Annotated in this window: 27 protein-coding genes; 10 read left to right on the top strand and 17 right to left on the bottom strand. The window is 64.6% G+C overall.

The genetic code is table 11. The annotated features are described in order from the left end of the window. Nucleotides 1-14 precede the first annotated feature (14 nt). Nucleotides 15-785, bottom strand: coding sequence for a trans-aconitate 2-methyltransferase (tam, locus tag ACFFP0_RS21510; protein WP_377264243.1), 771 nt, complete (start codon nt 783-785; stop codon nt 15-17). Nucleotides 786-953: 168 nt separating this feature from the next. Between tam and ACFFP0_RS21505 the strand changes: the two genes are divergently transcribed. Beyond that, nucleotides 954-1,841 carry a branched-chain amino acid aminotransferase gene (locus ACFFP0_RS21505; RefSeq protein WP_377264242.1) on the top strand — a complete coding sequence of 296 codons (888 nt, stop codon included), beginning with the start codon at nt 954-956 and terminating at the stop codon, nt 1,839-1,841. A 168-nt stretch (nt 1,842-2,009) separates the two neighbouring features. Here the strand turns inward: ACFFP0_RS21505 and ACFFP0_RS21500 are convergent, their stop codons facing one another. The 3 genes from ACFFP0_RS21500 to ACFFP0_RS21490 form a co-directional block, all read right to left on the bottom strand. Continuing rightward, nucleotides 2,010-2,627 (bottom strand): alpha/beta hydrolase, encoded by a 618-nt coding sequence (locus tag ACFFP0_RS21500; RefSeq protein WP_377264241.1) that lies wholly within the window; start codon nt 2,625-2,627, stop codon nt 2,010-2,012. Between the two features lie 241 nt (nt 2,628-2,868). After that, on the bottom strand, nt 2,869-3,612 hold the full coding sequence (locus ACFFP0_RS21495) for a sulfite exporter TauE/SafE family protein (RefSeq protein WP_377264240.1): 744 nt from the start codon (nt 3,610-3,612) through the stop codon (nt 2,869-2,871). A gap of 85 nt (nt 3,613-3,697) precedes the next feature. Then, nucleotides 3,698-4,021, bottom strand: a complete 324-nt coding sequence (locus ACFFP0_RS21490; protein WP_377264239.1) for a hypothetical protein — start codon at nt 4,019-4,021, stop codon at nt 3,698-3,700. 172 nt (nt 4,022-4,193) lie between these two features. On the opposite strand from ACFFP0_RS21490, the gene ACFFP0_RS21485 reads away from it, so the two are divergent. Then, nucleotides 4,194-4,796, top strand: coding sequence for a superoxide dismutase (locus tag ACFFP0_RS21485; RefSeq protein ID WP_377264238.1), 603 nt, complete (start codon nt 4,194-4,196; stop codon nt 4,794-4,796). A gap of 309 nt (nt 4,797-5,105) precedes the next feature. Next, complete coding sequence (locus tag ACFFP0_RS21480; protein ID WP_377264237.1) at nt 5,106-5,948, top strand: metallophosphoesterase; 843 nt, start codon at nt 5,106-5,108, stop codon at nt 5,946-5,948. Between the two features lie 97 nt (nt 5,949-6,045). Here the strand turns inward: ACFFP0_RS21480 and ACFFP0_RS21475 are convergent, their stop codons facing one another. Continuing rightward, complete coding sequence (locus ACFFP0_RS21475; protein WP_377264236.1) at nt 6,046-6,750, bottom strand: helix-turn-helix transcriptional regulator; 705 nt, start codon at nt 6,748-6,750, stop codon at nt 6,046-6,048. A 134-nt stretch (nt 6,751-6,884) separates the two neighbouring features. Between ACFFP0_RS21475 and ACFFP0_RS21470 the strand changes: the two genes are divergently transcribed. Further along, on the top strand, nt 6,885-7,517 hold the full coding sequence (locus ACFFP0_RS21470; RefSeq protein WP_377264235.1) for a LysE family translocator: 633 nt from the start codon (nt 6,885-6,887) through the stop codon (nt 7,515-7,517). On the opposite strand, the gene ACFFP0_RS21465 is transcribed toward ACFFP0_RS21470, so the two are convergent. Next, nucleotides 7,489-8,562 carry a phosphatase PAP2 family protein gene (locus ACFFP0_RS21465; RefSeq protein WP_377264234.1) on the bottom strand — a complete coding sequence of 358 codons (1,074 nt, stop codon included), beginning with the start codon at nt 8,560-8,562 and terminating at the stop codon, nt 7,489-7,491. The two genes, ACFFP0_RS21470 and ACFFP0_RS21465, sit on opposite strands and share 29 nt — an antisense overlap. Nucleotides 8,563-8,866: 304 nt before the next feature. On the opposite strand from ACFFP0_RS21465, the gene ACFFP0_RS21460 reads away from it, so the two are divergent. The 3 genes from ACFFP0_RS21460 to ACFFP0_RS21450 all read left to right on the top strand — a co-directional run bounded on the left by ACFFP0_RS21460 (nt 8,867) and on the right by ACFFP0_RS21450 (nt 10,764). Next, complete coding sequence (locus ACFFP0_RS21460) at nt 8,867-9,304, top strand: c-type cytochrome (RefSeq protein ID WP_377264233.1); 438 nt, start codon at nt 8,867-8,869, stop codon at nt 9,302-9,304. Nucleotides 9,305-9,395: 91 nt separating this feature from the next. Continuing rightward, nucleotides 9,396-10,310 carry a cytochrome c gene (locus tag ACFFP0_RS21455; RefSeq protein ID WP_377264232.1) on the top strand — a complete coding sequence of 305 codons (915 nt, stop codon included), beginning with the start codon at nt 9,396-9,398 and terminating at the stop codon, nt 10,308-10,310. Nucleotides 10,311-10,386: 76 nt separating this feature from the next. Continuing rightward, nucleotides 10,387-10,764: a YybH family protein gene (locus ACFFP0_RS21450; RefSeq protein WP_377264231.1), complete on the top strand. Its 378-nt coding sequence runs from the start codon at nt 10,387-10,389 to the stop codon at nt 10,762-10,764. Nucleotides 10,765-10,824: 60 nt separating this feature from the next. On the opposite strand, the gene ACFFP0_RS21445 is transcribed toward ACFFP0_RS21450, so the two are convergent. From ACFFP0_RS21445 to ACFFP0_RS21425, 5 genes are all read right to left on the bottom strand, one after another. Continuing rightward, nucleotides 10,825-11,313: a GNAT family N-acetyltransferase gene (locus tag ACFFP0_RS21445; RefSeq protein WP_377264230.1), complete on the bottom strand. Its 489-nt coding sequence runs from the start codon at nt 11,311-11,313 to the stop codon at nt 10,825-10,827. A gap of 187 nt (nt 11,314-11,500) precedes the next feature. Next, nucleotides 11,501-12,463, bottom strand: coding sequence for a prolyl aminopeptidase (pip, locus tag ACFFP0_RS21440; protein WP_377264229.1), 963 nt, complete (start codon nt 12,461-12,463; stop codon nt 11,501-11,503). 148 nt (nt 12,464-12,611) lie between these two features. Continuing rightward, the gene (locus tag ACFFP0_RS21435; RefSeq protein WP_377264228.1) at nt 12,612-13,028 is read right to left on the bottom strand and encodes a MerR family transcriptional regulator; all 417 of its coding nucleotides are present in this window, start codon (nt 13,026-13,028) and stop codon (nt 12,612-12,614) included. A gap of 144 nt (nt 13,029-13,172) precedes the next feature. Next, nucleotides 13,173-13,511 carry a hypothetical protein gene (locus tag ACFFP0_RS21430; RefSeq protein WP_377264227.1) on the bottom strand — a complete coding sequence of 113 codons (339 nt, stop codon included), beginning with the start codon at nt 13,509-13,511 and terminating at the stop codon, nt 13,173-13,175. After that, nucleotides 13,511-14,062, bottom strand: coding sequence for a hypothetical protein (locus tag ACFFP0_RS21425; protein ID WP_377264226.1), 552 nt, complete (start codon nt 14,060-14,062; stop codon nt 13,511-13,513). The genes ACFFP0_RS21430 and ACFFP0_RS21425 overlap by 1 nt, the downstream gene beginning before the upstream one ends. 242 nt (nt 14,063-14,304) lie before the next feature. Between ACFFP0_RS21425 and dmeR the strand changes: the two genes are divergently transcribed. Both dmeR and dmeF read left to right on the top strand, forming a co-directional pair. Next, nucleotides 14,305-14,577, top strand: coding sequence for a Ni(II)/Co(II)-sensing transcriptional repressor DmeR (dmeR, locus tag ACFFP0_RS21420; RefSeq protein ID WP_377264225.1), 273 nt, complete (start codon nt 14,305-14,307; stop codon nt 14,575-14,577). 21 nt (nt 14,578-14,598) lie between these two features. Further along, the gene (gene dmeF / locus ACFFP0_RS21415) at nt 14,599-15,597 is read left to right on the top strand and encodes a CDF family Co(II)/Ni(II) efflux transporter DmeF (RefSeq protein ID WP_377264224.1); all 999 of its coding nucleotides are present in this window, start codon (nt 14,599-14,601) and stop codon (nt 15,595-15,597) included. 24 nt (nt 15,598-15,621) lie between these two features. Here the strand turns inward: dmeF and ACFFP0_RS21410 are convergent, their stop codons facing one another. From ACFFP0_RS21410 to ACFFP0_RS21395, 4 genes are all read right to left on the bottom strand, one after another. Next, nucleotides 15,622-15,825, bottom strand: a complete 204-nt coding sequence (locus ACFFP0_RS21410; RefSeq protein WP_377264223.1) for a hypothetical protein — start codon at nt 15,823-15,825, stop codon at nt 15,622-15,624. Between the two features lie 190 nt (nt 15,826-16,015). Then, complete coding sequence (locus ACFFP0_RS21405; protein ID WP_377264222.1) at nt 16,016-16,552, bottom strand: hypothetical protein; 537 nt, start codon at nt 16,550-16,552, stop codon at nt 16,016-16,018. Between the two features lie 12 nt (nt 16,553-16,564). Next, the gene (locus ACFFP0_RS21400) at nt 16,565-17,080 is read right to left on the bottom strand and encodes a DUF1697 domain-containing protein (RefSeq protein ID WP_377264221.1); all 516 of its coding nucleotides are present in this window, start codon (nt 17,078-17,080) and stop codon (nt 16,565-16,567) included. Nucleotides 17,081-17,342: 262 nt separating this feature from the next. Continuing rightward, a complete protein-coding gene (locus ACFFP0_RS21395) occupies nt 17,343-19,451 on the bottom strand; it encodes a S9 family peptidase (protein WP_377264220.1) in 2,109 nt (702 codons plus the stop codon). Between the two features lie 226 nt (nt 19,452-19,677). On the opposite strand from ACFFP0_RS21395, the gene ACFFP0_RS21390 reads away from it, so the two are divergent. Next, entirely contained in the window at nt 19,678-20,064 is a 387-nt protein-coding gene (locus ACFFP0_RS21390; protein WP_377264219.1) for a DUF930 domain-containing protein, read from the top strand. Between the two features lie 34 nt (nt 20,065-20,098). On the opposite strand, the gene ACFFP0_RS21385 is transcribed toward ACFFP0_RS21390, so the two are convergent. Beyond that, nucleotides 20,099-21,262, bottom strand: coding sequence for an AI-2E family transporter (locus tag ACFFP0_RS21385; protein WP_377264218.1), 1,164 nt, complete (start codon nt 21,260-21,262; stop codon nt 20,099-20,101). 89 nt (nt 21,263-21,351) lie between these two features. Next, nucleotides 21,352-22,215 carry a VOC family protein gene (locus ACFFP0_RS21380; RefSeq protein WP_377264217.1) on the bottom strand — a complete coding sequence of 288 codons (864 nt, stop codon included), beginning with the start codon at nt 22,213-22,215 and terminating at the stop codon, nt 21,352-21,354. Nucleotides 22,216-22,362 lie beyond the last annotated feature (147 nt).

The following is a 22,362-nucleotide window of genomic DNA, read 5'->3' as shown; positions in this document are numbered from 1 at the left end:
TTGCCGCCCGCCTTTCAGGCTTTCACGGCGATGAGGAAGAGGCGCGGGAAGCGCAGGAGCACCCGTCCGTCCGTCATCGGCGGATAGGCCTTTGCGATCCGGGCGGTATAGTCCGCCGTGAAGGCTTCCGCATGCGCCGGGCCTGCGGCTTCGAGATAGGGCCTGAGCCCGGTCGCCTTGACCCATTCGACGATCGCCGGCGCGCTCGCGAGCGGATGGTAATAGATCGTGTGCCACACGTCGACGCGGACGGATTTTCCCATCAGCGCATCGAAATAGGCCGCGGGCGGGGGCAGCGGCGGCCGCCTTATCCGTCCGCCGGCGAAAGCCCCGGCCCAGGGACCGGCCGCCCCGGTTTCTTCCATCAGCGTATGGCTCGGTTCGGAAAGATTGTCCGGCATCTGCACCGCCAGCACGCCGCCGGGCCTGAGATGATCCATCAGCCGGGCGAGCGCCGCCAGGTGGTTCGGCACCCACTGGAAGACCGCATTGGCATAGAGCAGGTCGGCCGGCGCGGCCGGCGCCCAGTCGTTGAGATCTGCCTTGAGGAACATGGTGCCCGGCAACCGCTTGCGCGCCGCGGCCAGCATGTCGTCGTCGCTGTCGAGACCGACGACATTGGACGCGCCGAAGCGCTCCGCCAGCAGTTCCGTGGAATTGCCCGGCCCGCAGCCGAGATCATAGGCCCGCGTCGCGGCGGCGAGAGGCACCTGCGCGGCAAGGTCGCGGGCCGGCCTGGTGCGCTCGTCCTCGAACTTCACGTACTGCTCCGCCGACCATGCCATCTCACGCGCTCCCGCCGATTCCGATGAGAGGAAAATGCCACTACGGACGTCCGGCCTCCATGCACAAAAACATCAATTTTTGTGATGACTCATCTCATATTATCGCTTGACCTCGGACCGGAGGCGGGCCTTCACTCACCGCGCAATTGAAGAGCCAAGGAGACAGCCATGCCCGTCGATACCGCCGCCCGCACCACCACCTGGACCTTCGTGGATGGCGAATGGCTCGAGGGCAATCCGAAGCTCGTCGGCCCGACCTCGCATGCCATGTGGCTGGGCTCGACCGTGTTCGACGGCGCCCGCTGGTTCGATGGAATTGCGCCCGACATCGACCTGCATTGCCAGCGCGTCAACCGTTCGGCGAAGAACATCGGATTGACGCCGGTGATGGCCGCCGGGGAGATCGAGGCGCTCGCCTGGGAAGGCGTGGAGAAATTCGACGGAAAGACGGCGATCTACATCAAGCCCATGTACTGGGCCGAACACGGCATGCCTTTCAGCGTCGTCGCTGCCGATCCGGAATCGACCCGTTTCGCGCTCTGCCTCTTCGAGGCGCCGATGGCGACGGCGAAGCCGTCCTCGCTCACCGTTTCCCCTTATCGCCGTCCCAACCCGGAAGTGGCGATGACCACCGCCAAGACGGGCAGCCTCTATCCGAACAGCGGCCGCATGATCCTCGAGGCGCGCTCGCGCGGCTTCGACAATGCGCTCGCGCGGGACATGAACGGCAATGTCGCCGAGACGGCCTCTTCGAACATCTTCATGGTCAAGGACGGCGTGGTGATGACGCCGGTCGCCAACGGCACGTTCCTCGCCGGCATCACCCGTTCCCGCGTCATCGGTCTTTTGCGCCAGTCCGGCTTCGACGTGCGCGAAACGACGCTGACCGTGGAGGATTTCATGGATGCCGACGAGATCTTCACCTCCGGCAACTATTCCAAGATCGTACCGGTCAACCGTTTCGAGGAGCGCGAGCTTCAGGAAGGCCCGGTCGCCCGCAAGGCGCTGGAAGTCTACATGGACTGGGCGCATTCCAAGACCGGCGACGACGCCTGATGCCGGAAGCATCGGCCCGAAAATCGGAATCGGTTTTCGGAAAGCACGATGCGTCGTTTCAATAGGTTAGAGCGCCGCGTGAAAGGAGCTTCGCGCGATGGGCTGCAGCCTGTTGTTTTCATGCATGCCGTCGCCGCAAATCCGCCGCGCGCCTTTGCGCGACAGGCGTTAGCGGCCGAAGATCCGGGCCAGGAACGCGCCGGCGTGGCTGGCGCCCGCGCCCGAGATCGTATGGCCAAGGCCCGGTTCGAACCGGGTCTCGACCGGCAGGCCGAGCGCTGAAAGCCCGGCTGCCGCGCGTTCGGTTTCCTGCACGGGGATGACGGCATCGTCCGTGCCGTGAACGAGCAGGATCGGCGTCGAGCCCCGCGGCGTCAGCGGTTGCGGCGAGGCGAGCCGTCCCGAGAAGCCGACCACGGCGCCGACCGGCCACCGCCCGCTTGCAACCGCGTCGAGCGACATGATCGTGCCCTGCGAAAAGCCGACGAGGGCCACGCGGTCGAGCCGGCCTGTAAGGCCGTTCTCCTCGATGATCCCCGCAAGCGTCGCATTGAAGCCCGGCCGGGCGGCGGCGATCCGCGCCGGCCGGCTTTCGTCCGTTATGCCCGCGACGCTGAACCACTGGCGGCCGCTGCCGAAGCCGGACGCCTCGGGCGCGTCCGGCGCGGCAAGGATCGCCCCGGGCAGCAGCGCCGCGAGGCGGCTGGAGAGTGGGGCCAGGCTGCTGCCGCTGGAGCCTACGCCGTGCAGCAGGATGACAAGGGTTTTCGAGGCGGCTTCGGCCATGCGGGAATGCCTTTGCGTCCGATGGGGAGGGAGGGGCGCAGGTGCTCGGAGCGGGCAGGAAGCGCCGTCAGATGACGCTGCCTTGTTACGACATGTAAGGGGCGCGGCGCCAGACGGCGGCGGGTGACCGGTGCGTTCACCATGTTCAGGCGTACCGCATCAGGCTTCACCCGGCCATTCGCGGGCGCCATGCGGCACGAACAGCACTTCGACCCGATTTTCCATTTCTGCCTGCCCGTCCTCAGACGAACCGCACGGCTGCCGTGCCGATGATGATCGCAGAGACGGCGATCATCAGGGGCTTCACCGGCAGCCTCCTGACAAGGATGGCGCCGACGGGGGCCGCCAGCACGCCGCCGAGGACCAGCCCCAGGGCGGGCGTCAGTTCCGACCAGCCGAGCGTCACGATGAAGGCCGCCGATATCACCGTGGTGACCGCGAATTCGGTCAGGTTGGTGGAGCCGATCACCTTCTTCGGCTCGTGGCCGCGGCCGAGAAGGCTACTCGTCACGATCGGCCCCCAGCCTCCGCCGCCCATGGCGTCCAGCAGGCTGCCGGCGCCGCCGACATAGGGCACGATCCAGTCCCGCACGTCGCGCGGCCATTTCGGCTGGAAGGCCTTGTAGAGGATGAAGAGACCGACGGCGATGAGATAGGCAGAGACGAAGGGCTCGATCGCCTTGCCGTCGATATTGGCAAGCACATACGCGCCGAGCGCCCCGCCGGCCATGCCCGCCGGGGCCAGCCGGACGACCAGCCGCCAGTCGACGTTGCGATGGTAGAGGTGCGAAAGCCCCGAGGCGGCGGTCGTGAAGCATTCGGTGACATGCGTCATCGCGCTCGCCACCGACGGGGTCACGCCGACCGTCAGCAGGCTCGTCGTCGTCAGCACGCCGAAAGCCATGCCGAGCGCCCCGTCGACGACCTGCGCCAGGAAGCCGATGGCGACGAAGGTCAGGAAGTCGGACGGCGGGAAATCGGACATCGGGTCCTCGGGCGGCGTGTGTTCCGGTCCGGGGTAAGCCGCCCGGCCCCGAAAGGTTCCGGTGCGAAGGCCGATGGGCCGGGGATTATTTTCCGGTCTTCATCAGAAGTTCGTCGCCGGCAATCTCGCCGCCGATTTCCGCCTTTTTCGTCTTCTTGTCGAAGACGCAGATGGCGCTGATCGTCGCCTTCGCGCCGGCCGACTTGCCGGAGACGACCGCAAGCCCATAGCTTTCGCTGCCGAAGGGATCGACAAGCGCCTTGCCGTTTTCGATCAGGCCTTTTGCCGCCGCAAGGCAGGCCTTGTCGACCTCGGCCCGGAATTCGGACCATGCGTCGTCGGAGGAAGCATGCGCGGCGGTGAGGCCGAGGACTGCGAGAATGGCGGCGAGGGCGGATTGGGTCTTCATGCGGGCTGCTCCGAATCGGTGATCTGGCATGTTTCTTGTAGGCGCAGATTTCGAGAAGTTCTTGACGGTAGAGGCTTGATTTTTGGCAATATCACCGTTGCCTCTTGGCCGCTCCGCTCCTATGTTCCGGCTCGACGCTTGTTCAAGGTGTATGCCGAAAAGGAGTAAGACCATGGCTTTCGAACTTCCCGAACTTCCCTACGATTACGAAGCGCTTTCGCCCTACATGTCGAAGGAAACGCTGGAATTCCATCACGACAAGCACCACAAGGCTTATGTCGACAACGGCAACAAGCTGGCTGCCGAAGCCGGCCTGGGCGATCTTTCGGTCGAGGAGGTCGTCAAGAAGTCCTTCGGCACCAACCAGGGCCTCTTCAACAATGCCGCCCAGCACTACAACCACATCCATTTCTGGAAGTGGATGAAGAAGGGCGGCGGCGGCACCAAGCTGCCGGGCAAGCTCGAAGCCGCCATCGCCTCCGATCTCGGCGGTTATGACAAGTTCAAGGCGGATTTCGTCGCCGCCGGCACGACGCAGTTCGGCTCCGGCTGGGCATGGCTCTCCGTCAAGGACGGCAAGCTCGTCATCTCGAAAACCCCGAACGGCGAAAACCCGCTGGTCCACGGCGCCGAGCCGATCCTCGGCGTCGACGTGTGGGAACATTCCTACTACATCGACTACCGCAACGCCCGTCCGAAGTACCTCGAAGCCTTCGTCGACAGCCTGATCAACTGGGACTACGTCCTGGAACGCTACGAAGCCGCCACGAAGTAATCGAACGGCCTGTCGTCGTTTTTCGGGAACACCCGGTGTCGCAAGGCGCCGGGTGTTTTCGTTCCGGAGATGAATTTCCTTGATCTCCACAGGCTGCAATCCCATAGGTAGTCACAAGTGACCACCATCGCCAGTTTTCATGGGTTGACCATCATCACCAACAATCTGAAGCATTTCCGGCCGTTGGCGTGTCGGTGAAGGCGCCCGGCGAACTCACTCGCTGACCGCGACGCGGCCGCCGCCAAAACCCTGCCGGTCGCCGTCAATCGATGTCATATACCTGTCACAGCAACGGCTTACCTCCGCGACATGTCCAGTCAGAACCCGCTTCTCCGCTTCGGCGTGATCGCCGATCCTCAATATGCCGATGCAGACCCCTGGCTGGAGCTCGACCGCCATTATCGCAACAGCCTTGGCAAGCTGCGGGAAGCGGTCGCCGTCCTGAACGCGGAAGACCTCTCCTTCGTGGTGACGCTCGGCGATCTCATCGACCGGGGCTGGGAGAACTACGACGCGGTTCTTTCGATCTACGGGGATCTGCGCCACGAAAGCCTCCTCCTGCCGGGGAACCACGATTTCGCGGTCTCGCCGGAATGGCTGGGCGGCATCCACGAGCGCCTGGGGATGCCGGCGGCCTGGCACGATTTTTCCCGCGGCGGCTTCCGTTTCGTGGTGATCGACGGCAACGAGGTCAGCCTGTTCTCGACGGCTGCCGGAGACCCGCGGCATGAGCTGGCCCGGCGGCGGCTGGACGCCCTCGCCGCCGCGGGAGCGGTCAACGCCAGGGAATGGAACGGGGGCATGAGCGACGAACAGTTCGCCTGGCTCGAAGTCACGCTGGAGCGCGCGAGCGAGGCCGGGGAGAAGGTCATCGTCATGGGCCACTATCCGCTCCATCCGCAGAACGAGCACAATCTGTGGGATTGCGAGCGGCTGACGGGCCTGTTTGCCCGTTCCGGCAATGTCGTCGCCTATCTGAACGGCCATAACCATGCGGGCAACCTCGGCCGCGACGGCAATACCTGGTACGTGAACTTCAAGGGCATGGTCGACACCGAGGCGGAAAACACCTTCGCTGTCGTCGAGGTCTTCCCCGACCGCATCGTCATTGCCGGTCATGGCCGCGAGGAAAGCCGCTTGCTGCCTTTCTGAGCACGTCCGGCGAAAACGGGGATCGCCTCCGTGCTCTATCTCCTTGTTCTTCCGGATTTCCGAACGCAAGGCCGCTGCACGCTTCTGCCGAATTGCTTCAGCCGGCCTCCGCCACGGTCGCGCCGGTATTCCAGCCCTCCACCCAGAGAGCCCGCAGCCTCTCGCCTTCGCCACGGAAGAAATCGTCGACGGGTTCGCAATGCTCCACCCGGTCGGCGCGGAAGTTGCGGATCGCCTGCCGGAGTTCGCACCAGGCGACGATATTGGCCGTCTGCGAATAATAGATGAGCGCGAGCGGCCTGATCGTCCTTTCGGTGGCGCGCGCGTATTCGTCGCGATAGTCGAGCGCCAGTTTCTGCTCGTCGCGGATCGCCCGGCGCACCATGGCGAGGTCGACCGCCTCGGGCACCGGTGCAACCGTGCCCCAGGCATGCAGCGCATTTGCGGAAAAGGCGCGGGCGAGCGGCATCGGCACGACGGCGGCGATCTTGCGGTTCACCTGTCTGGCGGCCTGTTTCAGCCCGGTGTCGCCGGTGCGTTCGAGAAGCGCCAGCGCCAGCACGATCGCTTCCGTCTCCTCGATCGACAGCATCAGCGGCGGCAGCGTGAAGCCAGGCCTCAGGATGTAGCCGATGCCGCGCTCGCCCTCGATCGGCACGCGCATGGCCTGCAGGGCGGCGATATCGCGATAGATGGAGCGCACCGTCACCTCAAGCTGGTCGGCGATCCCGGCCGCCGTCACCGGCTTTCCGGCAAGCCGCAGGATCTGGATGATCTCGAAGAGGCGCGAAGCCTTGCGCATGCCGTGTCCTTCCGGATCGATGATCGCTCCTGACAACACGCTGTCAGTTGGGCTGCTGTATAGGAACGCATACCCGATTGAAAAACAAGGTTCCGGCCTGCCGGAAGCCTTTCCTCCCGAAACCGGCAACTGACATGACATACACGGAAAACCTCTGGCTCTACTTCACCCTTCTTTTCGGCATCATCGTCGTGCCGGGCATGGACATGATCTTCGTTCTGGCCAATGCGCTGACCCGTGGCCGGGCGGCCGGCCTTGCCGCGACGCTCGGCATCATGCTCGGGGGGCTGGTGCATTCGGTCTATGGCGCGGTCGGCGTCGGCCTGCTGGCAAGCCTCGTGCCGGTGCTGTTCAGGCCGCTCCTGATCGTCGGCGCGCTGTACATGGCCTGGATCGGGATCGGCCTGATCCGCAGCTCGATCGTTGTCGACCATGTCGGCCCGGCCGACACGCGCTCCAACTGGGAAGCGTTCCGGCGCGGCGCGATCACCTGCCTCATCAATCCGAAGGCCTATCTGTTCATGCTCGCCGTGTATCCGCAGTTCCTGCGGCCGGATTTCGGCCCGCTCGCGCCCCAGGCGGCGGTCATGGCGGCGATGACGGCGGGAACCCAGTTCGCCGTCTATGGCGGACTGGCGGCCGCGGCGGGCCGCGCGCGGCAGGTGCTGGTCGGCAACGGCCGCGCGACCGTCTGGGTAGGGCGCATCGCCGGCCTCCTGCTCCTCGCCGTCTCCCTGCTCACGCTGTGGGAGGGGATGAGGGGGTGAGGGCCGCCGGTTGTCCGGCCGCGTGCGATATGGCCGGCTCCCGCGCTGCGGTCTCGTGGGCATGGAACATGCGCCGCATCAGCGTGTGCAGCAGGATGACCACGAGGATCGACGCGTAGCCGTCGATCGCATAATGCCAGCCCAGATAGACCGAGCTGAAAGCCACGAGGCCGACATAGGCGAAGCCCAGCAGACCGGCCGTGCGGTTGATCTCGCGCAGGAAGAGCGCATTCATCGTCGCAACGCCCACATGCACGCTTGGGAAGGCGGAGATGCCGCTTCCGAGCGCCGAGGTGCCGGCCTGATGATTGTTCCAGAGATAGGCCTGGAAAAGGGCCGCGGACGCGGAGCCCGGCTCTCCTTGTCCCAGAAAATCGAGAATCGCGGAAAACCGGGCCGTATCGCCCGTCACTCCGCCATAGAAGGCGGGGCCGGCCGACAGGAAGAGACAGGCGAACAGGCTGCCGATGACCGCCCAGACGGTGAAAACCATCATGAAATAGCGCGTCCGGACCCGGTCGGCCGCCTTGGCGGTCGCAATGACGAAAACCGGGATGAAGCCGAGGAGCGCCCACAGGACGCTATAGTTCCATTCGATGATCCGCAGCAGGAGCGGGCTGTTCAAAAGGTCGACCAGCGCCGGGCCGGGATCGTGGCCGAAGTGAATGAGCCTGTCGAAATCGGCCTGCAGACGGTCCTGCAGGAAGCCGCCGCGGATGTCCGGCATCAGGTTCTTGAAGGTCGTGAACGACCCCATGAAGATGACGAAGCTGAGGGTCGCGAGAAGGCCGGAAATGATCCGGCCGAGCGCCGCCGGGGTGAGGGCCGCGATGACGGCCCTTTTCCGCGTGCCCCAGTCGTTCGTCCGGTGGATGAGGATCACGAGCAGGACGACCAGCCCGAGCATCGGCAATGTCAGCAGGTATACGGGGGCCAGCCGGGCAAGGTAGGCATCGTGCGCGAGCGCCTCGACCTTGCCGAGCTGCAACGACAGAAGCACGACCGCCAGGGAATAGCAGAGCACCGCGGCATGGAACGGTGCCATGCGCCGGACGCCGGCCATGCTGGCTTGCAGTGTTCGATATGCCAATTGTCGCATGTCTCGGCTCATGGCGACCTCCGTGCCAGAAGCTCTAGCCGTTAACTCTCAAGATTTGCTGAATGGAGCCCGCGCAATCCGCGTAACCGGGAGGGACGGTCCCCGGGCGTGGCTCCCCGGGGCAGCGGCCGGGCAGTGCTCTGAAAAACACAATAATGTCAGATAAATGTTACTACCTCAGCGGATTTAATATGCAAATCATGCGCCGTCGGAATCCGCCGGAATGCCCGGCTCAATCAGGAGAGATTCAATGAAGTTCAAAACGGCCGCTGCCGCTGCTGCCATTCTCTGTCTCGGCTTCACTGCCGTTATCGCGCAGGAAACCCCGCAGGCGAAGCGCGAGCAGCTGATGAAGGGCGTCGGCGGCGCGACTGCTACGCTCGGAGGCATCGCCAAGGGTGAAAAGCCCTATGATGCCGCCGCCGTCCGCACGGCTTTGACGACGATCAGCGCCAACATGAAGGCCTTCCCCGACCAGTTCCCCGCCGGTTCCGAGACGAATTCCTCCGCAGCCCCCGCCATCTGGGAAAACGGGGCGGATTTCCGCGCCAAGGCATCGAAGCTTGCGACCGACGCGGAAACGGTTCTCGCTTCCATGCCTGCGGACCAGGCGGCGGTCGGCTCGGCGCTCCAGACGCTCGGCCCGAGCTGCAACGGCTGTCACCAGACCTACCGCGTGAAGAAATAGGCGCATTGTTTTCGGCATGGGAACGGCCGCAGCCTTCTGCGGCCGTTCCCATAGGGCATGACGAATCGCATGACTGAACTGGAGGAAGGCGATGGCCTCGACATGGTCGAAATTCCTGCTGGCGGGCGCCGTGGTGATTGTCGCTGGAGCAGCGACCGCCTGGGCGTTGACGAAGCCTGATCCGCACCCGGCTTCCTACTGGGCGAATGTCGGCGAGGCCGATCTCGCCAGGGGCGAGCAGCTCTTCTGGGCCGGCGGCTGCGCGAGCTGTCATGCGGCGCCCAACGCCAAGGGCGACGGGTTGAAGGTGCTGGCCGGCGGCCGGGAATTGCCAAGCCCCTTCGGCACTTTCCACATTCCCAACATCTCGCCCGATCCGGCGGCCGGCATCGGCAACTGGACGCTCGCCGAGTTCGGCAACGCCATGACCCGCGGCGTCGGGCCGGATGGCGAGCATCTCTATCCGTCCTTCCCCTACGGCTCCTATGCCCGGCTTTCGGCGGGGGACGTCAACGACCTCTTCGGTTACCTGAAGACCCTGCCGTCGAGCAGCTATCTCGCGCCGCCCCACGAGCTTCGGTTCCCCTACAACATCCGCCTGACGGTGGGCGGCTGGAAATATCTCTATTTCACCGACCGGCCGCGCGTGCAGCTTGCCTCCGCCGACGACAGGGTCAGACGCGGCCAGTTCCTGGCCGAAGGGCCGGGCCATTGCGGCGAGTGCCATACGCCGCGCAATGCGCTCGGCGGTTTCGAAGCCGACCGCTGGCTGGCCGGCGGCCCCAACCCGGAAGGGCGGGGCACCATCCCCAACATCACGCCGGGCTCGAAGGACATGGGCTCGTGGAGCGAGGCGGACGTCGTCAACTATCTCGAAACGGGCTTCACGCCGGACTACGATTCCGCCGGCGGCTCCATGGTCGAGGTGCAGCAGAACATGGCGCATCTGCCCAAGAGCGACCTCGAAGCGATCGCCGCCTACCTGAAGGCGGTTCCGGCACGGTGAGCGAATCTCCCGTGGCGAAATCGGTCGCCACCGCCTAGTGTCCCCGGAGCGGCAATCGGCGTGGATGGGAAGCGATATGACGCCACAGGATCACATGAAACTGTACGAAGCGAAGATCAACCTTCGCCGTTTCGAGGAGGTCGAGCCGCTCGTCTCGGCCGACGCGACCTTCTGGTTCACCGATGGCACGCATCACGGACTGGACGACATAAGGAATGCATTCGAGAAAACCTGGGCGCAGCTCGGGAACGAAACCTACTGGCTGGAGGACGTGGACTGGGTCGCCGTCGGCGATCAGGCCGCGAGTTGCATCTATCGCTTCCGCTGGAAGGCCGAGATCGATGGCAGGACCCTCGAAGGGGAAGGGCGCGGCACGACCGTGCTTTCCAGGGAAGGGCCGAACTGGAAGATCGTTCACGAGCATCTGAGCCGTTTCCCTGCCAAAGCGTCCTGAAAGTCCCGTTGGCCCGATGGTTCCGGCCAAGGCCGCCGGATAGGCCCTGGCCGGAATGGGTCAGGCGAGCGCCTGCATGTAGCGCATGCCGGTCACCGGCCGCGGCTTGAAATCCATCTGCTCGTAGAAGCGGTGGGCGGCGAAATTGCCGGTGGCGGCGCTGACCGAAAGATAGTCGCAACCGGCGTTCTTCGCGACTTCGCGGGCGCGCGAGACGAGATGATGGCCGATGCCGTGGCCGCGATGGCCGTCGCGCACGAAGAGATGATGCAGGTCCATGCCGCGCGTTCCTTCCTGCGCCCTGTAGAGCGGGACAAGGATGGCGTAGCCGATCAGTTCCGAACCGGTGTCGGCGACCAGCGCCGTGATCCACGGCATCGGGCCGAAGAGGTCGCGTTCCAGCTTTTCCGGCGTGATGGCGGCCGGATCGTTGTGATGGGCGGCAAGCGCCGCGATCATTTCGTTGAGCGCAGGCAGGTCGCGCGACTTCGCACCGCGGATGGTCACCACCGGCGGGCGGGGCAGCGAGATTTCGGTATCTTCGGTCATTTCCGGCATCCTTTTCCGGTCTTGCGTCGCCGTCAGGTGCCGTTTCTTACAACAAAGCCGCCTGACGGCGGCTTGTTGACATGATGATCTGTCGGCCGCCCTTTACAGGTAGGCCCAAAAGTACGAGCAGGAGAGAATGGTGCGCGTCTTGATCATGCGCGTTCAATGCTCCCGATCATGAAGCTTGTCAAGTGCCATCCGCGAAACGCTCCGCGGCGGCGATGATCGCCCCGGCCATGCCTCCGTCGCCCGTGGAATGGCCGGCGTTTTCGACAAGGACCAGCGCGCTGCCGGCCCACGCCCTGGAAAGCGCATGCGCCGTCGCGGGCGGACCCTGCAGGTCGAGCCTGCCCTGGATCAGCACGCCGGGTATGCCGGCGAGGAGATGCGCCCCGGCGAGCAACTGCCCGTCTTCCAGCCAGGCGCGATGGTGGAAATAATGGGCGCAGAGCCGCGCGCGGGCAAGCACGAAGCGGGGGTCTTTCCAGCGTTCGGGCAGTCCCGCCCCCGGATCGGCCGAGATCGAGCCCGCTTCCCAGGCGTGCCAGTCGAAGGCGGCCTTCTGCCGGATCGCCGGATCAGGGCTGTTCAGTAGGGCATGGTAGGCGGCAACCGGATGCTCGCCCCGCAGGTATCCGGGGATTGCGGCGACGAACCTCTCCCAGGCCTCCGGCAGGAAGAGCGAGAGGCCGTTGTAGAGCCAGTCTATCTCCTGCCAGCGCGTGGTGGTGACGCCGGCAAGGATCATCGCGCAGACGCGGCCGGGAAATTCCTGCGCGTAGGCGAGCGCCAATGTCGCGCCCCAGGAATGTCCGAAGACCAGCCAGCGCTCCACGCCCAGCATCTCCCTCAACGCCTCCATGTCGCCGGTGAGGTGCCGGGTGGTGTTGTCGGCGAGCGTATTGCCGAAATCACCGGCATCCGGCGTGCTTTTGCCGCAGCCGCGCTGGTCGAACTGGATGATGCGCCACACCTTCGGATCGAAGTGGCGTCTGGCGCTTTCCGACATGCCCGACCCCGGCCCGCCATGCAGCAGCAGCGCGGGCTTGCCGGCGGGATTGCCGGAGAGCGCGAAAAAGATCCGGTTGCCGTCGCCGGTTTCAAGGAAACTGGTCTCGTAGGGGGAAAGGGGAGGGAAAAGGGCGGACATGGGAAACCGTATTCTTGAAAAGCGGCCCGTACCGGCTTCCTGTTACAGATCCGTGACGGTTGTTCCAGGCTGCGGCCTCATGACGACAATCAGGGCCTGCTCCATTCACCGTCCTCGCGCCCGTTTGTGATATCCTGAATGAAAGGTATCAGTGCTCCCCGTCGCACAGCCCGTGGTCGGAAAGCGCCCGGATCACGTAGCATTCCTCGATCGAATGGCCGCCGTCGCAATGGGAGACGATCCGGTTGAGCTCGTGCTCCAGCGTCTTCAGCCGTTCGATCTTTTCACGCACGGCGGCGAGGTGGTCGGCGGCGATACGGTCCGCATCGGCGCAGGGTTCGTTGGGATGCTGGCTGAGCGCGATCAGCTCGCGGATCGCCGGGATATCGAGGCCGAGGTCGCGCGCGTGGCGGATGAAGGCGAGCCGTTCGAGGTCGCTCCGTTCGTAACGGCGCTGGTTGCCCTCGGAGCGCTCGGCCGCCGCGATCAGGCCCATCTGCTCGTAGTAACGAATGGTCGGCACCTTCACCCCGGTGCGTTTCGAAAGATCGCCGATCGACAGCATCGAAAAAATCCCTTGAAGCTCTGAAGCGCCGTGCACCCGGACGGGCGCACCAAGGACGCTCTAACATTTTGAATCTAGGGCATCTTGTCTGCGCTTAAGCGATTCCACCTAAACGCAGGATGCTCTAGTCGCTAGAGCAATTATCTAGTGCGTCACCCGGAACGGCACAAGCGGAGAGGTGACGATCATGAGCCCATGCTGCAGCCGGTGCCACGGCAGGTTCGAAGGATCTTGCGGGAATATCGGGCAGGTCTTCTGGTCGCTCGTCGCCGTCGTCGCCGGCCTGTGGTTCCTGCAGGCGACGGAGATGCTGCGGCGTTCGCGGGCAGGATGAGGGCGGAATGGCGGGCAGGATGGTGGTACGGCGCCGGGGATGCGGAAGGCGCTGCCGCCTTCCTCCGCATCCCCGGCGCCGATATCCGCGGTCGCCCGGCGGATGCGGGCCGCGACTGCGGGGATCGCGGCCGCGATATCCGACGGCACTACAGGGAAAACAGCGGGTCGTCCCTGGTGCCCTGGCGTGCGGTCCCGACGGGGGCCGGCGCGGCCGGATTGGCGGCTCCGGCCTCCATGTCCGCCTCCTGCTTCCGGCCATTGACGCCCGTGGCTTCGAGGATCGCCTTGCGGATTTCCGCTTCGACCGCGTCGCGGTCCTCCTGCGACATCGCCTTGAGGTCGCCCTCGGTCAGGCCGTGCTTGTCGAGATATTGTTCCCGGATGCGCTCGGCGAAGGTCTTCCTGGAGAGTTCCGTGAACTCGTCCTCGTAAGTGGTGGAGCGCGGTTCGCCGAGCCACGCATCGTCGGCGGTCTGGTTGAGGTCGACGCCCTGGCTTTCCATGCTCCAGAGCGCTCCGGCGAGCCTTGCGCCGAAAACCGTATCGCTGCCGGTGACGCCGCCCGTGACGCTGCCCGGGGACGATTGCCGCGGAGCCGTATAGTCGCCGCCGCCAGACGTGTTCCTGTCGCCGCCATTCTTGCCGTAACCGGCCAAAAGAGATGCATGATATGGGTTGGTGCTGCCAATCGTCGTCATCGCGACTCTCCTCGGTATGAGACTGATGTATGAGACTGATGGCGGCTTAGAAGGCCAATCCTGCACGAGGCTTTCTGGAGCGCCATGCGCCTGAATGGACGCATGACGAACACTCCAGTCTCTTGAACCGACAGATCGCGCTTTCCGAAAATCGGAAGCGATTTTCCGGCGATGCCGTAGCCGGGCTTGCCGTCCGCCTTGCTCTTATATAGGGTACCCCCCTATATTAATAGGAACTGGCAATGGCCCATACCATTCGGGAAAAGGCGAAGCTCCTGGCGCGCGTGCGCCGGCTGAAGGGGCAGATGGAAGCGGTCGAGCGGGCGCTGGAGAAGGAGGCGCCCTGCGGCGAGGTGCTGCAGCTTCTGGCCTCGATCCGCGGTGCTCTGGCCGGGCTGACGGGCGAGGTGATGGAGGATCACCTCCATGAGCATGTGCAGCACGCCGAGAATGAACAGCTAAGAGCCCAGGCGGTGGAAGAGCTTGCCGAGGCCCTGAGAACCTACATCCGCTGAGCGGGCGAAAAGGAGAGGCCGATGGCGCATTCCATCGAAGAGCTGAAGCACGAGCATGTGTTCCTGGGGGCCGACCATGAGCGCAACGAACGCAAGGTATGGCTGGTGATCGCGCTCACGGCGGCGATGATGGTGGCGGAGATCGTCGCCGGATCGGTGTTCGGCTCCATGGCGCTGACCGCCGACGGCTGGCACATGTCGACCCATGCCGGCGCCATGCTGATCTCCGCGCTCGCCTATCTTTATGCGCGCCGGGAGATCCGCAACCCGCGCTACACGTTCGGCACCGGCAAGCTCGGCGATCTCGCCGGTTTCGCCAGCGCCATCGTGCTTGCGCTGGTCGCGATCCTGATCGCCTGGGAAAGCTTTCTGCGGCTTGCGCATCCGGTCGCGATCGACTTCGATCAGGCGATCGCGGTCGCCGTCATCGGTCTCGCCGTCAACCTGCTGAGCGCCTGGCTGTTGCGGGACGATCATCACCACCAGCACGGCGGCCACCACGGCCATCACGGCGCCCATGCGCATGACGGCGGCCACCATCATGACGGTCACCACGGCCACCACGGCGGCCACGATCATGCCCGCCGCGCGGAGGATCACAACCTGCGCGCCGCTTATCTGCATGTGCTTGCCGATGCGCTGACCTCCGTGCTGGCGATCTTCGCGCTCATTCTCGGCCGGGGTTACGGCTGGATCTGGCTCGATCCGGTCATGGGCGTCGTCGGCGGTCTGGTGATCGCCCGCTGGTCCTGGGGGCTGATCCGCACCACGGCGAAGGTGCTGCTCGACGCGCAACCGGACGACGAGGATCTCGCGGGCGAAATCCGCCGGAAGGTGGAGACGGAGGAGGACAGGATTTCCGACCTGCATGTCTGGCAGGTGGGGCCGGGCCATCGTGCGGCGATCGTTGCGCTCGTCACGTCAAGCCCGAAGGCGCCGTCCTTCTACAAGGACAAGCTCCGCGACATCCGGGATCTGTCGCATGTCACGGTGGAGGTTACGCCGGCCGAAGCGGCGTAAGGGAGACGGATCGAAAAACAGGCCTCAGGCGAATTCCTGGTAGAGGTCCTCGACCCAGTCGTGCGGAATGGTCGGCGCCGGCTGATCGGCCGAATCTCCGCTCTCCATCACCCACAGGGCATTGGCGAGCGAGGACGACAGCAGCGTGCTGCTGCCCGTCAGGGCATTGGGGGAACGCTGAACAGACATCGCTTCGCGCGGAGGCGCTTCTTCTGTCTTCCGGTCCATCTCTTGTGTCCGGTTGGGATAATAATAGCCGCTAAGGCCGCTATCGATCTTCATGGCAGAGCGCCCGTGTTCAGAATGGTTAACAAATGGTTAACGCCTGAACCTTGCGCGAGGCTTGCGGCGACTGTGTCGGTTTGACGACAGGGGCTTGACAAGAAAGTGCAACCGAACCGTGCTTCGCTGCGGTTCTTCATCCGTTCCGCTGCAGGAACCTGTCGATGATCTCCGTCCGGAGCCGCTGATTGTTCCGGTACCATTCGTCTTCCGTGTGGAAGACCGGTTCGGCCGGGTCCCAGCCGCTCATGCTGAAATCGCTCTGGCGGGAAAAGAATGCGGTGAACTCCGCCTCGCTCGCCCAGGTGGCGATGGCGGGCCCCGGAAAATGCCCGTCCTGGATATCGCAGAGGATGACGCCGGCTTCCGTCCGGATCAGCCCCTGGCCGCAGAAGTCGCGATGGAATTCGTGGATCAGGCCTTCGCCGATCCCGGCCGCCTGCAGCCTCCGCCAAAGCCGCCGCGCCCGCTCCGCGCCAAGCGGCTTGTGGGAAAGCCTGTCGCGAAGCTCGACCCGTCGCCGATTCATCTCCTCTTCGCTGGCGTCGATGACAGGATAGGGCGGCCAGGCGGGAGCCTTGTTCTTCCGCTGCTTCCACAGCGACCATGAGATCGCGCCGAGCACATAGACGATGACGGCGTAACAGGCGATGGGAATGACGATGCCCGCCATCGCTTCGTTCGCCTATTCCATCGCGCGGGCCAGTTCCGCCAGCTTGCGGACGGTATTGAGATTGCGCGACGTGCCCGCCTTCAGCGCCGGCAGTTTCAGCTTCGATTTGCCCGACCCGATCGGATAATGCACGTAGATCTCGCGTCCGGCGACAACCGCTTCCTCGCCGTCCGGCGCGACCATCTGCTCCAGCGCACCGGCCGGCGCTGTTTCGGGCAGGAAATGGACGAACAGGAAATTCGGCCTGGCCTCGGGGAAGGGGGCTTTCGCGGCGATCTCCTCCAGCTCCTCCGTCGTGCGCACCATGACGCCTGGCCTTTTGCCGAATTTTTTCCCGAGCGCCGTATCGAGTTTTTCAGCGGCGACATCCTCCGGCTCGTCCGAGCGGAACAGCGCATTGCCGCTCTGGATGTAGGTCTGGGCGTCGGAGAAACCGAGCCCTTCGCAGATCGCCTTGAGCTCGGTCATCGGCAATGCGCCCGTACCGCTGACATTCACCGCTCGGAGCAAGGCTACATAGACGGTCAATTACTGTCTCCCTCGGGTCGCAAGCTTGCTTTGCTGTATTCTCGGTTGGCGAGAAGGCATGCTGTGTCCACCCCCTCTGCCCTGCCGGGCATCTTCCCACAAGGGGGGATCGGTTTCCCAAACAACAACGGTAGCGGCAGAGCATGGGGCTCGCCTGGTGGGAAAGCCATGCGGCTTGTGATCTCCCCACCTGTGGGGGAGATGTCCGGCAGGACAGAGGGGGCCGGCCCGGCAGACCGTCTCTCATCCCGCGCAGTGCCATTCACATCTTCCCCGCCACCTTGATCGCAAACGCATATTCGAAGGCGATCTCCTCCAGGCGCTGGAAGCGGCCGGACTTGCCGCCATGGCCGGCGGCCATGTTGGTCTTCAGGAGATAAGGCCCGGCCTCGGGCGCCTTTTCCCTGAGCCTGGCCACCCATTTGGTCGGCTCCCAGTAGGTGACGCGCGGATCGGTGAGGCCGGAAAGCGCGAGGATCGGCGGATAGGGTCTGGCGCCGACATTGTCGTAGGGGCTGTAGGCGGCGATCCACCGGTATTCCTCCAGGCTCTCGATCGGGTTGCCCCATTCGGGCCATTCGGGCGGGGTGAGCGGCAGCGTGTCGTCCAGCATGGTGTTCAGGACGTCGACGAAGGGCACGGCGGCGATGATGCCGGCGAATTTTTCCGGCGCCATGTTGGCGATGGCGCCCATCAGCATGCCGCCCGCGGACCCTCCTTCGGCGATGATGTTCGCGTAGGACGTGAACTTCTCCTGATTCAGATAGTCGGCCGCGGCGATGAAGTCCTTGAATGTATTCTGCTTGTGCTGCATCTTGCCGTTTTCGTACCAGGCGAAACCCTTGTCCTTGCCGCCGCGGATATGGGCGATGGCATAGACGAAGCCGCGATCGGCGAGCGACAGGGCGTTGGTCGAGAAACCGGCCGGAATGGTGATGCCGTAGGCGCCGTAGCCGTAGAGAAGGCAGGGCGCGGAGCCGTCGAGGGCCACGTCCCTGCGGTAGAGCAGCGAGACCGGCACCAGCTCGCCGTCATGGGCGGGCGCCATCACCCGGCGGGTCACGTAGTCGTCCGGATCGTGGCCGGAGGGCACTTCCTGCGTCTTGAGCAGCACCCGCTCGCGGGTCGTCATGTCGTAGTCGAAGAGCTGGCTCGGCGTCGTCATCGAGGAGTAGGAGAAGCGGATGACGTCGGTGTCGTATTCCGCCGCGCCCGAAAGGCCGAGCGAATAGGCTTCTTCCGCAAAGGCGATCGCATGTTCCTCGCCGGTCCTGCGGTCGCGGATGACGATCTGCGGCAGGCCGTCCTTGCGCTGCAGCCAGAGGAGATGGCGCGCGAACGCCATGTGGGAAATGATCAGCCGGCCCGGCTCGTGCGGCACGACCTCGGTCCAGTTCTCCTTGCCCGGCGCGCCGACGGGCGCGGCCATGATCTTGAAATCCTTGGCGCCGCCGTCATTGGTGAGGATGTAGAAGACATCCCCGCCTTCCGTCATCGAATATTCGACGCCTTCCTCGCGCGCCGCGACCAGCTTCGGCTCGCCCGTCAGGCCGGCGGTCGAAAGGATGCGGTATTCGGACGTCTCGTGGTCGTGGATGTCGATATAGATGAAGTCGTCGAGCAGCGAGCCGCCGACGCCCATGAAGAAGCCCGGGTCCTCTTCCTCGTAGACCAGCCGGTCTTCCGATTGCGGCTGGCCGACGATATGGTGGAAGACCTTCGAGGGACGGTGGTTCTCGTCCTGCAGCGTGTAGAAGAAGCTCTTGCCGTCCGGCGCCCAGACGCCGCCGCCGGAGGTGTTCTCGATCACGTCGGACAGGTCTTCGCCGGTCGCGAGGTCGCGGATGCGCAGCGTGAAATATTCCGACCCCTTGTCGTCATAACCCCAGATGCCGCGGCTGTGGTCCGTCGTATGGTCGATGCCGGACAGGCGGAAATAATCCTTGCCGCTCGCCTCCCTGTCGCCGTCGAGCAGGACCTGGCGGTCGCCGCCGTCGCGCGGGGTGCGGAAGTAATGCGGCTGCTCGCCGCCGGTGACGTAGAGCGTGCCGTAGGCGAAAGGCCCGTCCTTCATCGGCACGGAACTGTCGTCCTCCTTGATGCGGCCGCGCATTTCGGCAAACAGTGCCTTCTGCAGGTCCGCCGTGTCGCCCATCGCCGCTTCCATATAGGCGTTCTCGGCTTCCAGATAGGCGCGGATTTCCGGGTCGAGGATCGACGGGTCCTTGAACATCGCCTGCCAGTTGTCGGCCCTCAGCCACGCGTAGTCGTCGGTGCGGGTCACGCCGTGGCGGGTATCGGAGACCGGCTTCCTCGCGGCGGCCGGGGAGGCGCGAAGGCGGGCGAAAGGCGGTTTGCGGGAGAGGTCCAAGGAAGCGCTCCGGATTGTCTTTTTACGGGAGTGCCAGAGATAGGGGCCGCTTGCCCGCGAGGCAAGCGGCAGAAGCGGGAATGCTCAACCGGCCGCGGCCCGCCTCGAGGGCCGGGGCACGTCCCGGCCCGATCACATCATCCTGTTTCCCGCTCTGGTAGGTGGTCAATCCGGTTTCCATTTCCTAGTTTCCGCGCCGTCCGAGTCACATTGGATAGGAAATGACATGATGAGACACTGGTCGCTCGTAGCGCTCACCCTTCTTTCCGCCTTGCCGGCCCATGCCCTCGAGGCCCGCATCGTCAGGCAGCTCAATGCGCTTGCCCCCGATGAAAGGCGCGAGCAGCGTTGCGATATCGAGGCGATGAACCGCATCCGCGAGGAGGGGGAATTCAAACCCGACAAGGTGATTGCCTACACGTTCGCCGATCCGGTCGAGACGGACAATTCCATCCGCGCGCCGGGCGCGGTCTTCCGCAGCGGCGGCGACTGGTATCGCCTGAAGTTCGATTGCGAGACTGCCGAACAGGGACTGAAGATCATGTCCTTCGACTACAAGATCGGCTCCAAGGTTCCCCGCGAGCAGTGGGAGCGATATTACCTCTACGACTGATGCGGAAGCATGCCGGGTCATGCCGCGCCCGCCGTCAGCCCGGCAGGTGCGGCGTGGCCTTTCGTTCCGGGAAGAGTTCGGCAAGCACGGTCATCAGGATCAGGGAAAGCGGCAGCGCCAGCATGGCGCCGACCGCGCCCCACATCCATGTCCAGAACAGGATGGCGAGAAAGACGATGAACGGGTTGATCTCCCATTGGCGGCCCATGATCGCCGGGAAGACCAGGTTCTCCATGGCGAGATGCACGCAGAAGAAGATGACGGCCGGGATGAGCCCGATGAACAGGGCGTCGTGGGTGAGGATGCCGGCCACCGCCACCGAAATCGTCATCAGCGTGATGCCGAGAAACGGGATGAAGCTGGACAGGAAGGCGAACAGGCCCCAGAGCACCGGCATGGCGAGGCCGCCGAACCAGGCGATCAGGGTCATGGTGATCCCCAGTCCGAAATAGAGGATGCTCGCCGTCGCGAAATAGTAGCCGAGCACCTGGTCGATGGCGTTGAGCACGCGGATTGCGATCAGCCGCTGCCGCCGGGTCGGGAAAGCGAGTATGACGGTGCGCCGCAGCCTGACGCGGCCATAGAGGAACAGCAGCAGCGCGGCGAAGAAGATCAGCCCCTGGATGATCGCCGGAGTGAGGCTGCCGGTGACGACGCCCAGGATGTTGCTGGAATTCTCGATCAGCGACTGCATCGACATCGGCCCCGTCTCGAACGTGGCGGGCGAGATGTTCAGCCAGTGCTGCCGCTCCAGAAAGGGCATGATGCGGTTGATCGTCCGCTCGATGAAGTTGGGGCCTTCCCTGACCAGGATGGCGGCCGGTTCCGCCAGCGAGTTGACGATCAGGAAGAGCACCGCGAAGACGAGCGTCGAGAGGATGAGCGCGATGCCGAAGCGCGGCACGCCGGCCTGGCCGAGGCGGTCGGCGGCAAGCCCGAGGATCAGCCCCACCACGACGGCGAGCGTCACGGGGATCAGGATGAGCGACATGTAGTGGACGATGGCGAAGAAGACGATCGTGAAGATGCCGATCACCGCCCAGGCCATCGCGACGTCCAGCGCCTCGCGGCCGAGCCGGGGGCGGTGTTCCGTCATGTCCAGCTCTTCGCCGTTCAGGGCTGCGTCCTTGCGGGCCACGCCTGCTATGTCGACCGGATGTTTCTTCGGCTTGGCGCCGCGCGCAGTCAATATCGCCATCTGTCCCAGGGTCCCCCGTGATGCCCTTCAACGCAAAAGCGGCGCACCGGTTCCGGAGCGCCGCTTTCACGGGGAGGAGGGCGTATGGATCAGGCCGCGAGCGTCAGGCCGATGCCCCAAGGGTCCCTGAGCGAATAACCTTCGGCGGTCTTCGTCGTGGCGATCTCCTGGGCGTCGAGGGCGTTCAGCGCCCTGTCGAGCGCCGCCTTGTCGTTGAAGCGCACGCTATAGTCCGAGAGGCCGGTCATGTTGCCCTCCCGGGCGCGGGCGCCGCGGCTGTTCCAGATATTGGCGGCGATATGGTGGTGGTAGTCGCCGGTGGCGAAGAAGCTCGCTCCCGGATACCGCGCCATGATCTTGAGGCCCAGCACGTCGCGATAGAAGGCGTCGGCCTGCGGTATGTCGCCGACCTGGAGATGGATGTGGCCCACGGCCGTGCCGTCCGCCATGCCGTTCCAGCCTTCCTTCGGCGCGCTGCCGTAGAGTTCCTGCAGGTTCAGCCTTTCGGTCGCCATGGCGACCGTGCCGTCCGGATGGTAGGTCCATTCCTCCGGCTTGCGGTCGCGATAGATCTCGATGCCGTTGCCTTCGGGGTCGGAGAGGTAGAGCGCCTCGCTGACGAGATGGTCGGACGCGCCGTCCAGCCGCACGTTGTTATGGGCGGCATGCGCCAGCCAGTGGGCGAGCTCCCGCCGGTCCGGCACCAGGAAGGCGGTGTGGAACAGGCCGGCCGCATTGCGCGGCGCGCGGGAAACGCCGTTGCCGGTGGTCAGCGTCAGGAGCGGCCGGCCGGCGACGCCGAGCACCTCGCCGCTTGCGGTTTTCTCGATCGGCTTGAGGCCGATGACCTTCTGGTAGAAATCGGAGACGCTGGCCAGGTCGCTGACGACGAGATGCGCGTCGCGCACATGGGCGGGCCGGGACAAAGCGAAAGATTGAACAGCATCGGACATTTCGAAATCCTCATCGGTCGGGCGCTTCCGGCACCCTTTGGTTCCTATATGGCCGATCACCATCGTTCACGATAGGGCGCGAATTGGCGATTGATTGTCTACGAAATTGAAACGGTGTCCGGGCCCGGTTGACCTCGATCAATGCAC

This window comes from Neorhizobium puerariae (genome assembly GCF_042429745.1).
Classification (GTDB): domain Bacteria; phylum Pseudomonadota; class Alphaproteobacteria; order Rhizobiales; family Rhizobiaceae; genus Neorhizobium; species Neorhizobium puerariae.
This window is presented reverse-complemented; position numbering and strand designations above follow the sequence as displayed.

What these genes read in the sequence shown, in the direction of transcription:
- ACFFP0_RS21465 (WP_377264234.1), bottom strand. Translation starts at nt 8,562, where the DNA reads ATGGCACCGTTCCATGCCGCGGTGCTCTGCTATTCCCTGGCGGTCGTG.
- pip (WP_377264229.1), bottom strand. Translation starts at nt 12,463, where the DNA reads ATGTCCGCCCTTTTCCCTCCCCTTTCCCCCTACGAGACCAGTTTCCTT.
- ACFFP0_RS21380 (WP_377264217.1), bottom strand. Translation starts at nt 22,215, where the DNA reads ATGTCCGATGCTGTTCAATCTTTCGCTTTGTCCCGGCCCGCCCATGTG.
- ACFFP0_RS21405 (WP_377264222.1), bottom strand. Translation starts at nt 16,552, where the DNA reads ATGGCGGGCATCGTCATTCCCATCGCCTGTTACGCCGTCATCGTCTAT.
- dmeR (WP_377264225.1), top strand. Translation starts at nt 14,305, where the DNA reads ATGGCCCATACCATTCGGGAAAAGGCGAAGCTCCTGGCGCGCGTGCGC.
- ACFFP0_RS21435 (WP_377264228.1), bottom strand. Translation starts at nt 13,028, where the DNA reads ATGCTGTCGATCGGCGATCTTTCGAAACGCACCGGGGTGAAGGTGCCG.
- ACFFP0_RS21500 (WP_377264241.1), bottom strand. Translation starts at nt 2,627, where the DNA reads ATGGCCGAAGCCGCCTCGAAAACCCTTGTCATCCTGCTGCACGGCGTA.
- ACFFP0_RS21505 (WP_377264242.1), top strand. Translation starts at nt 954, where the DNA reads ATGCCCGTCGATACCGCCGCCCGCACCACCACCTGGACCTTCGTGGAT.
- ACFFP0_RS21475 (WP_377264236.1), bottom strand. Translation starts at nt 6,750, where the DNA reads ATGCGCAAGGCTTCGCGCCTCTTCGAGATCATCCAGATCCTGCGGCTT.
- ACFFP0_RS21480 (WP_377264237.1), top strand. Translation starts at nt 5,106, where the DNA reads ATGTCCAGTCAGAACCCGCTTCTCCGCTTCGGCGTGATCGCCGATCCT.
- ACFFP0_RS21445 (WP_377264230.1), bottom strand. Translation starts at nt 11,313, where the DNA reads ATGACCGAAGATACCGAAATCTCGCTGCCCCGCCCGCCGGTGGTGACC.
- ACFFP0_RS21490 (WP_377264239.1), bottom strand. Translation starts at nt 4,021, where the DNA reads ATGAAGACCCAATCCGCCCTCGCCGCCATTCTCGCAGTCCTCGGCCTC.
- dmeF (WP_377264224.1), top strand. Translation starts at nt 14,599, where the DNA reads ATGGCGCATTCCATCGAAGAGCTGAAGCACGAGCATGTGTTCCTGGGG.
- ACFFP0_RS21495 (WP_377264240.1), bottom strand. Translation starts at nt 3,612, where the DNA reads ATGTCCGATTTCCCGCCGTCCGACTTCCTGACCTTCGTCGCCATCGGC.
- ACFFP0_RS21460 (WP_377264233.1), top strand. Translation starts at nt 8,867, where the DNA reads ATGAAGTTCAAAACGGCCGCTGCCGCTGCTGCCATTCTCTGTCTCGGC.
- ACFFP0_RS21410 (WP_377264223.1), bottom strand. Translation starts at nt 15,825, where the DNA reads ATGGACCGGAAGACAGAAGAAGCGCCTCCGCGCGAAGCGATGTCTGTT.
- tam (WP_377264243.1), bottom strand. Translation starts at nt 785, where the DNA reads ATGGCATGGTCGGCGGAGCAGTACGTGAAGTTCGAGGACGAGCGCACC.
- ACFFP0_RS21485 (WP_377264238.1), top strand. Translation starts at nt 4,194, where the DNA reads ATGGCTTTCGAACTTCCCGAACTTCCCTACGATTACGAAGCGCTTTCG.
- ACFFP0_RS21470 (WP_377264235.1), top strand. Translation starts at nt 6,885, where the DNA reads ATGACATACACGGAAAACCTCTGGCTCTACTTCACCCTTCTTTTCGGC.
- ACFFP0_RS21455 (WP_377264232.1), top strand. Translation starts at nt 9,396, where the DNA reads ATGGCCTCGACATGGTCGAAATTCCTGCTGGCGGGCGCCGTGGTGATT.
- ACFFP0_RS21390 (WP_377264219.1), top strand. Translation starts at nt 19,678, where the DNA reads ATGATGAGACACTGGTCGCTCGTAGCGCTCACCCTTCTTTCCGCCTTG.
- ACFFP0_RS21450 (WP_377264231.1), top strand. Translation starts at nt 10,387, where the DNA reads ATGACGCCACAGGATCACATGAAACTGTACGAAGCGAAGATCAACCTT.
- ACFFP0_RS21425 (WP_377264226.1), bottom strand. Translation starts at nt 14,062, where the DNA reads ATGACGACGATTGGCAGCACCAACCCATATCATGCATCTCTTTTGGCC.
- ACFFP0_RS21385 (WP_377264218.1), bottom strand. Translation starts at nt 21,262, where the DNA reads ATGGCGATATTGACTGCGCGCGGCGCCAAGCCGAAGAAACATCCGGTC.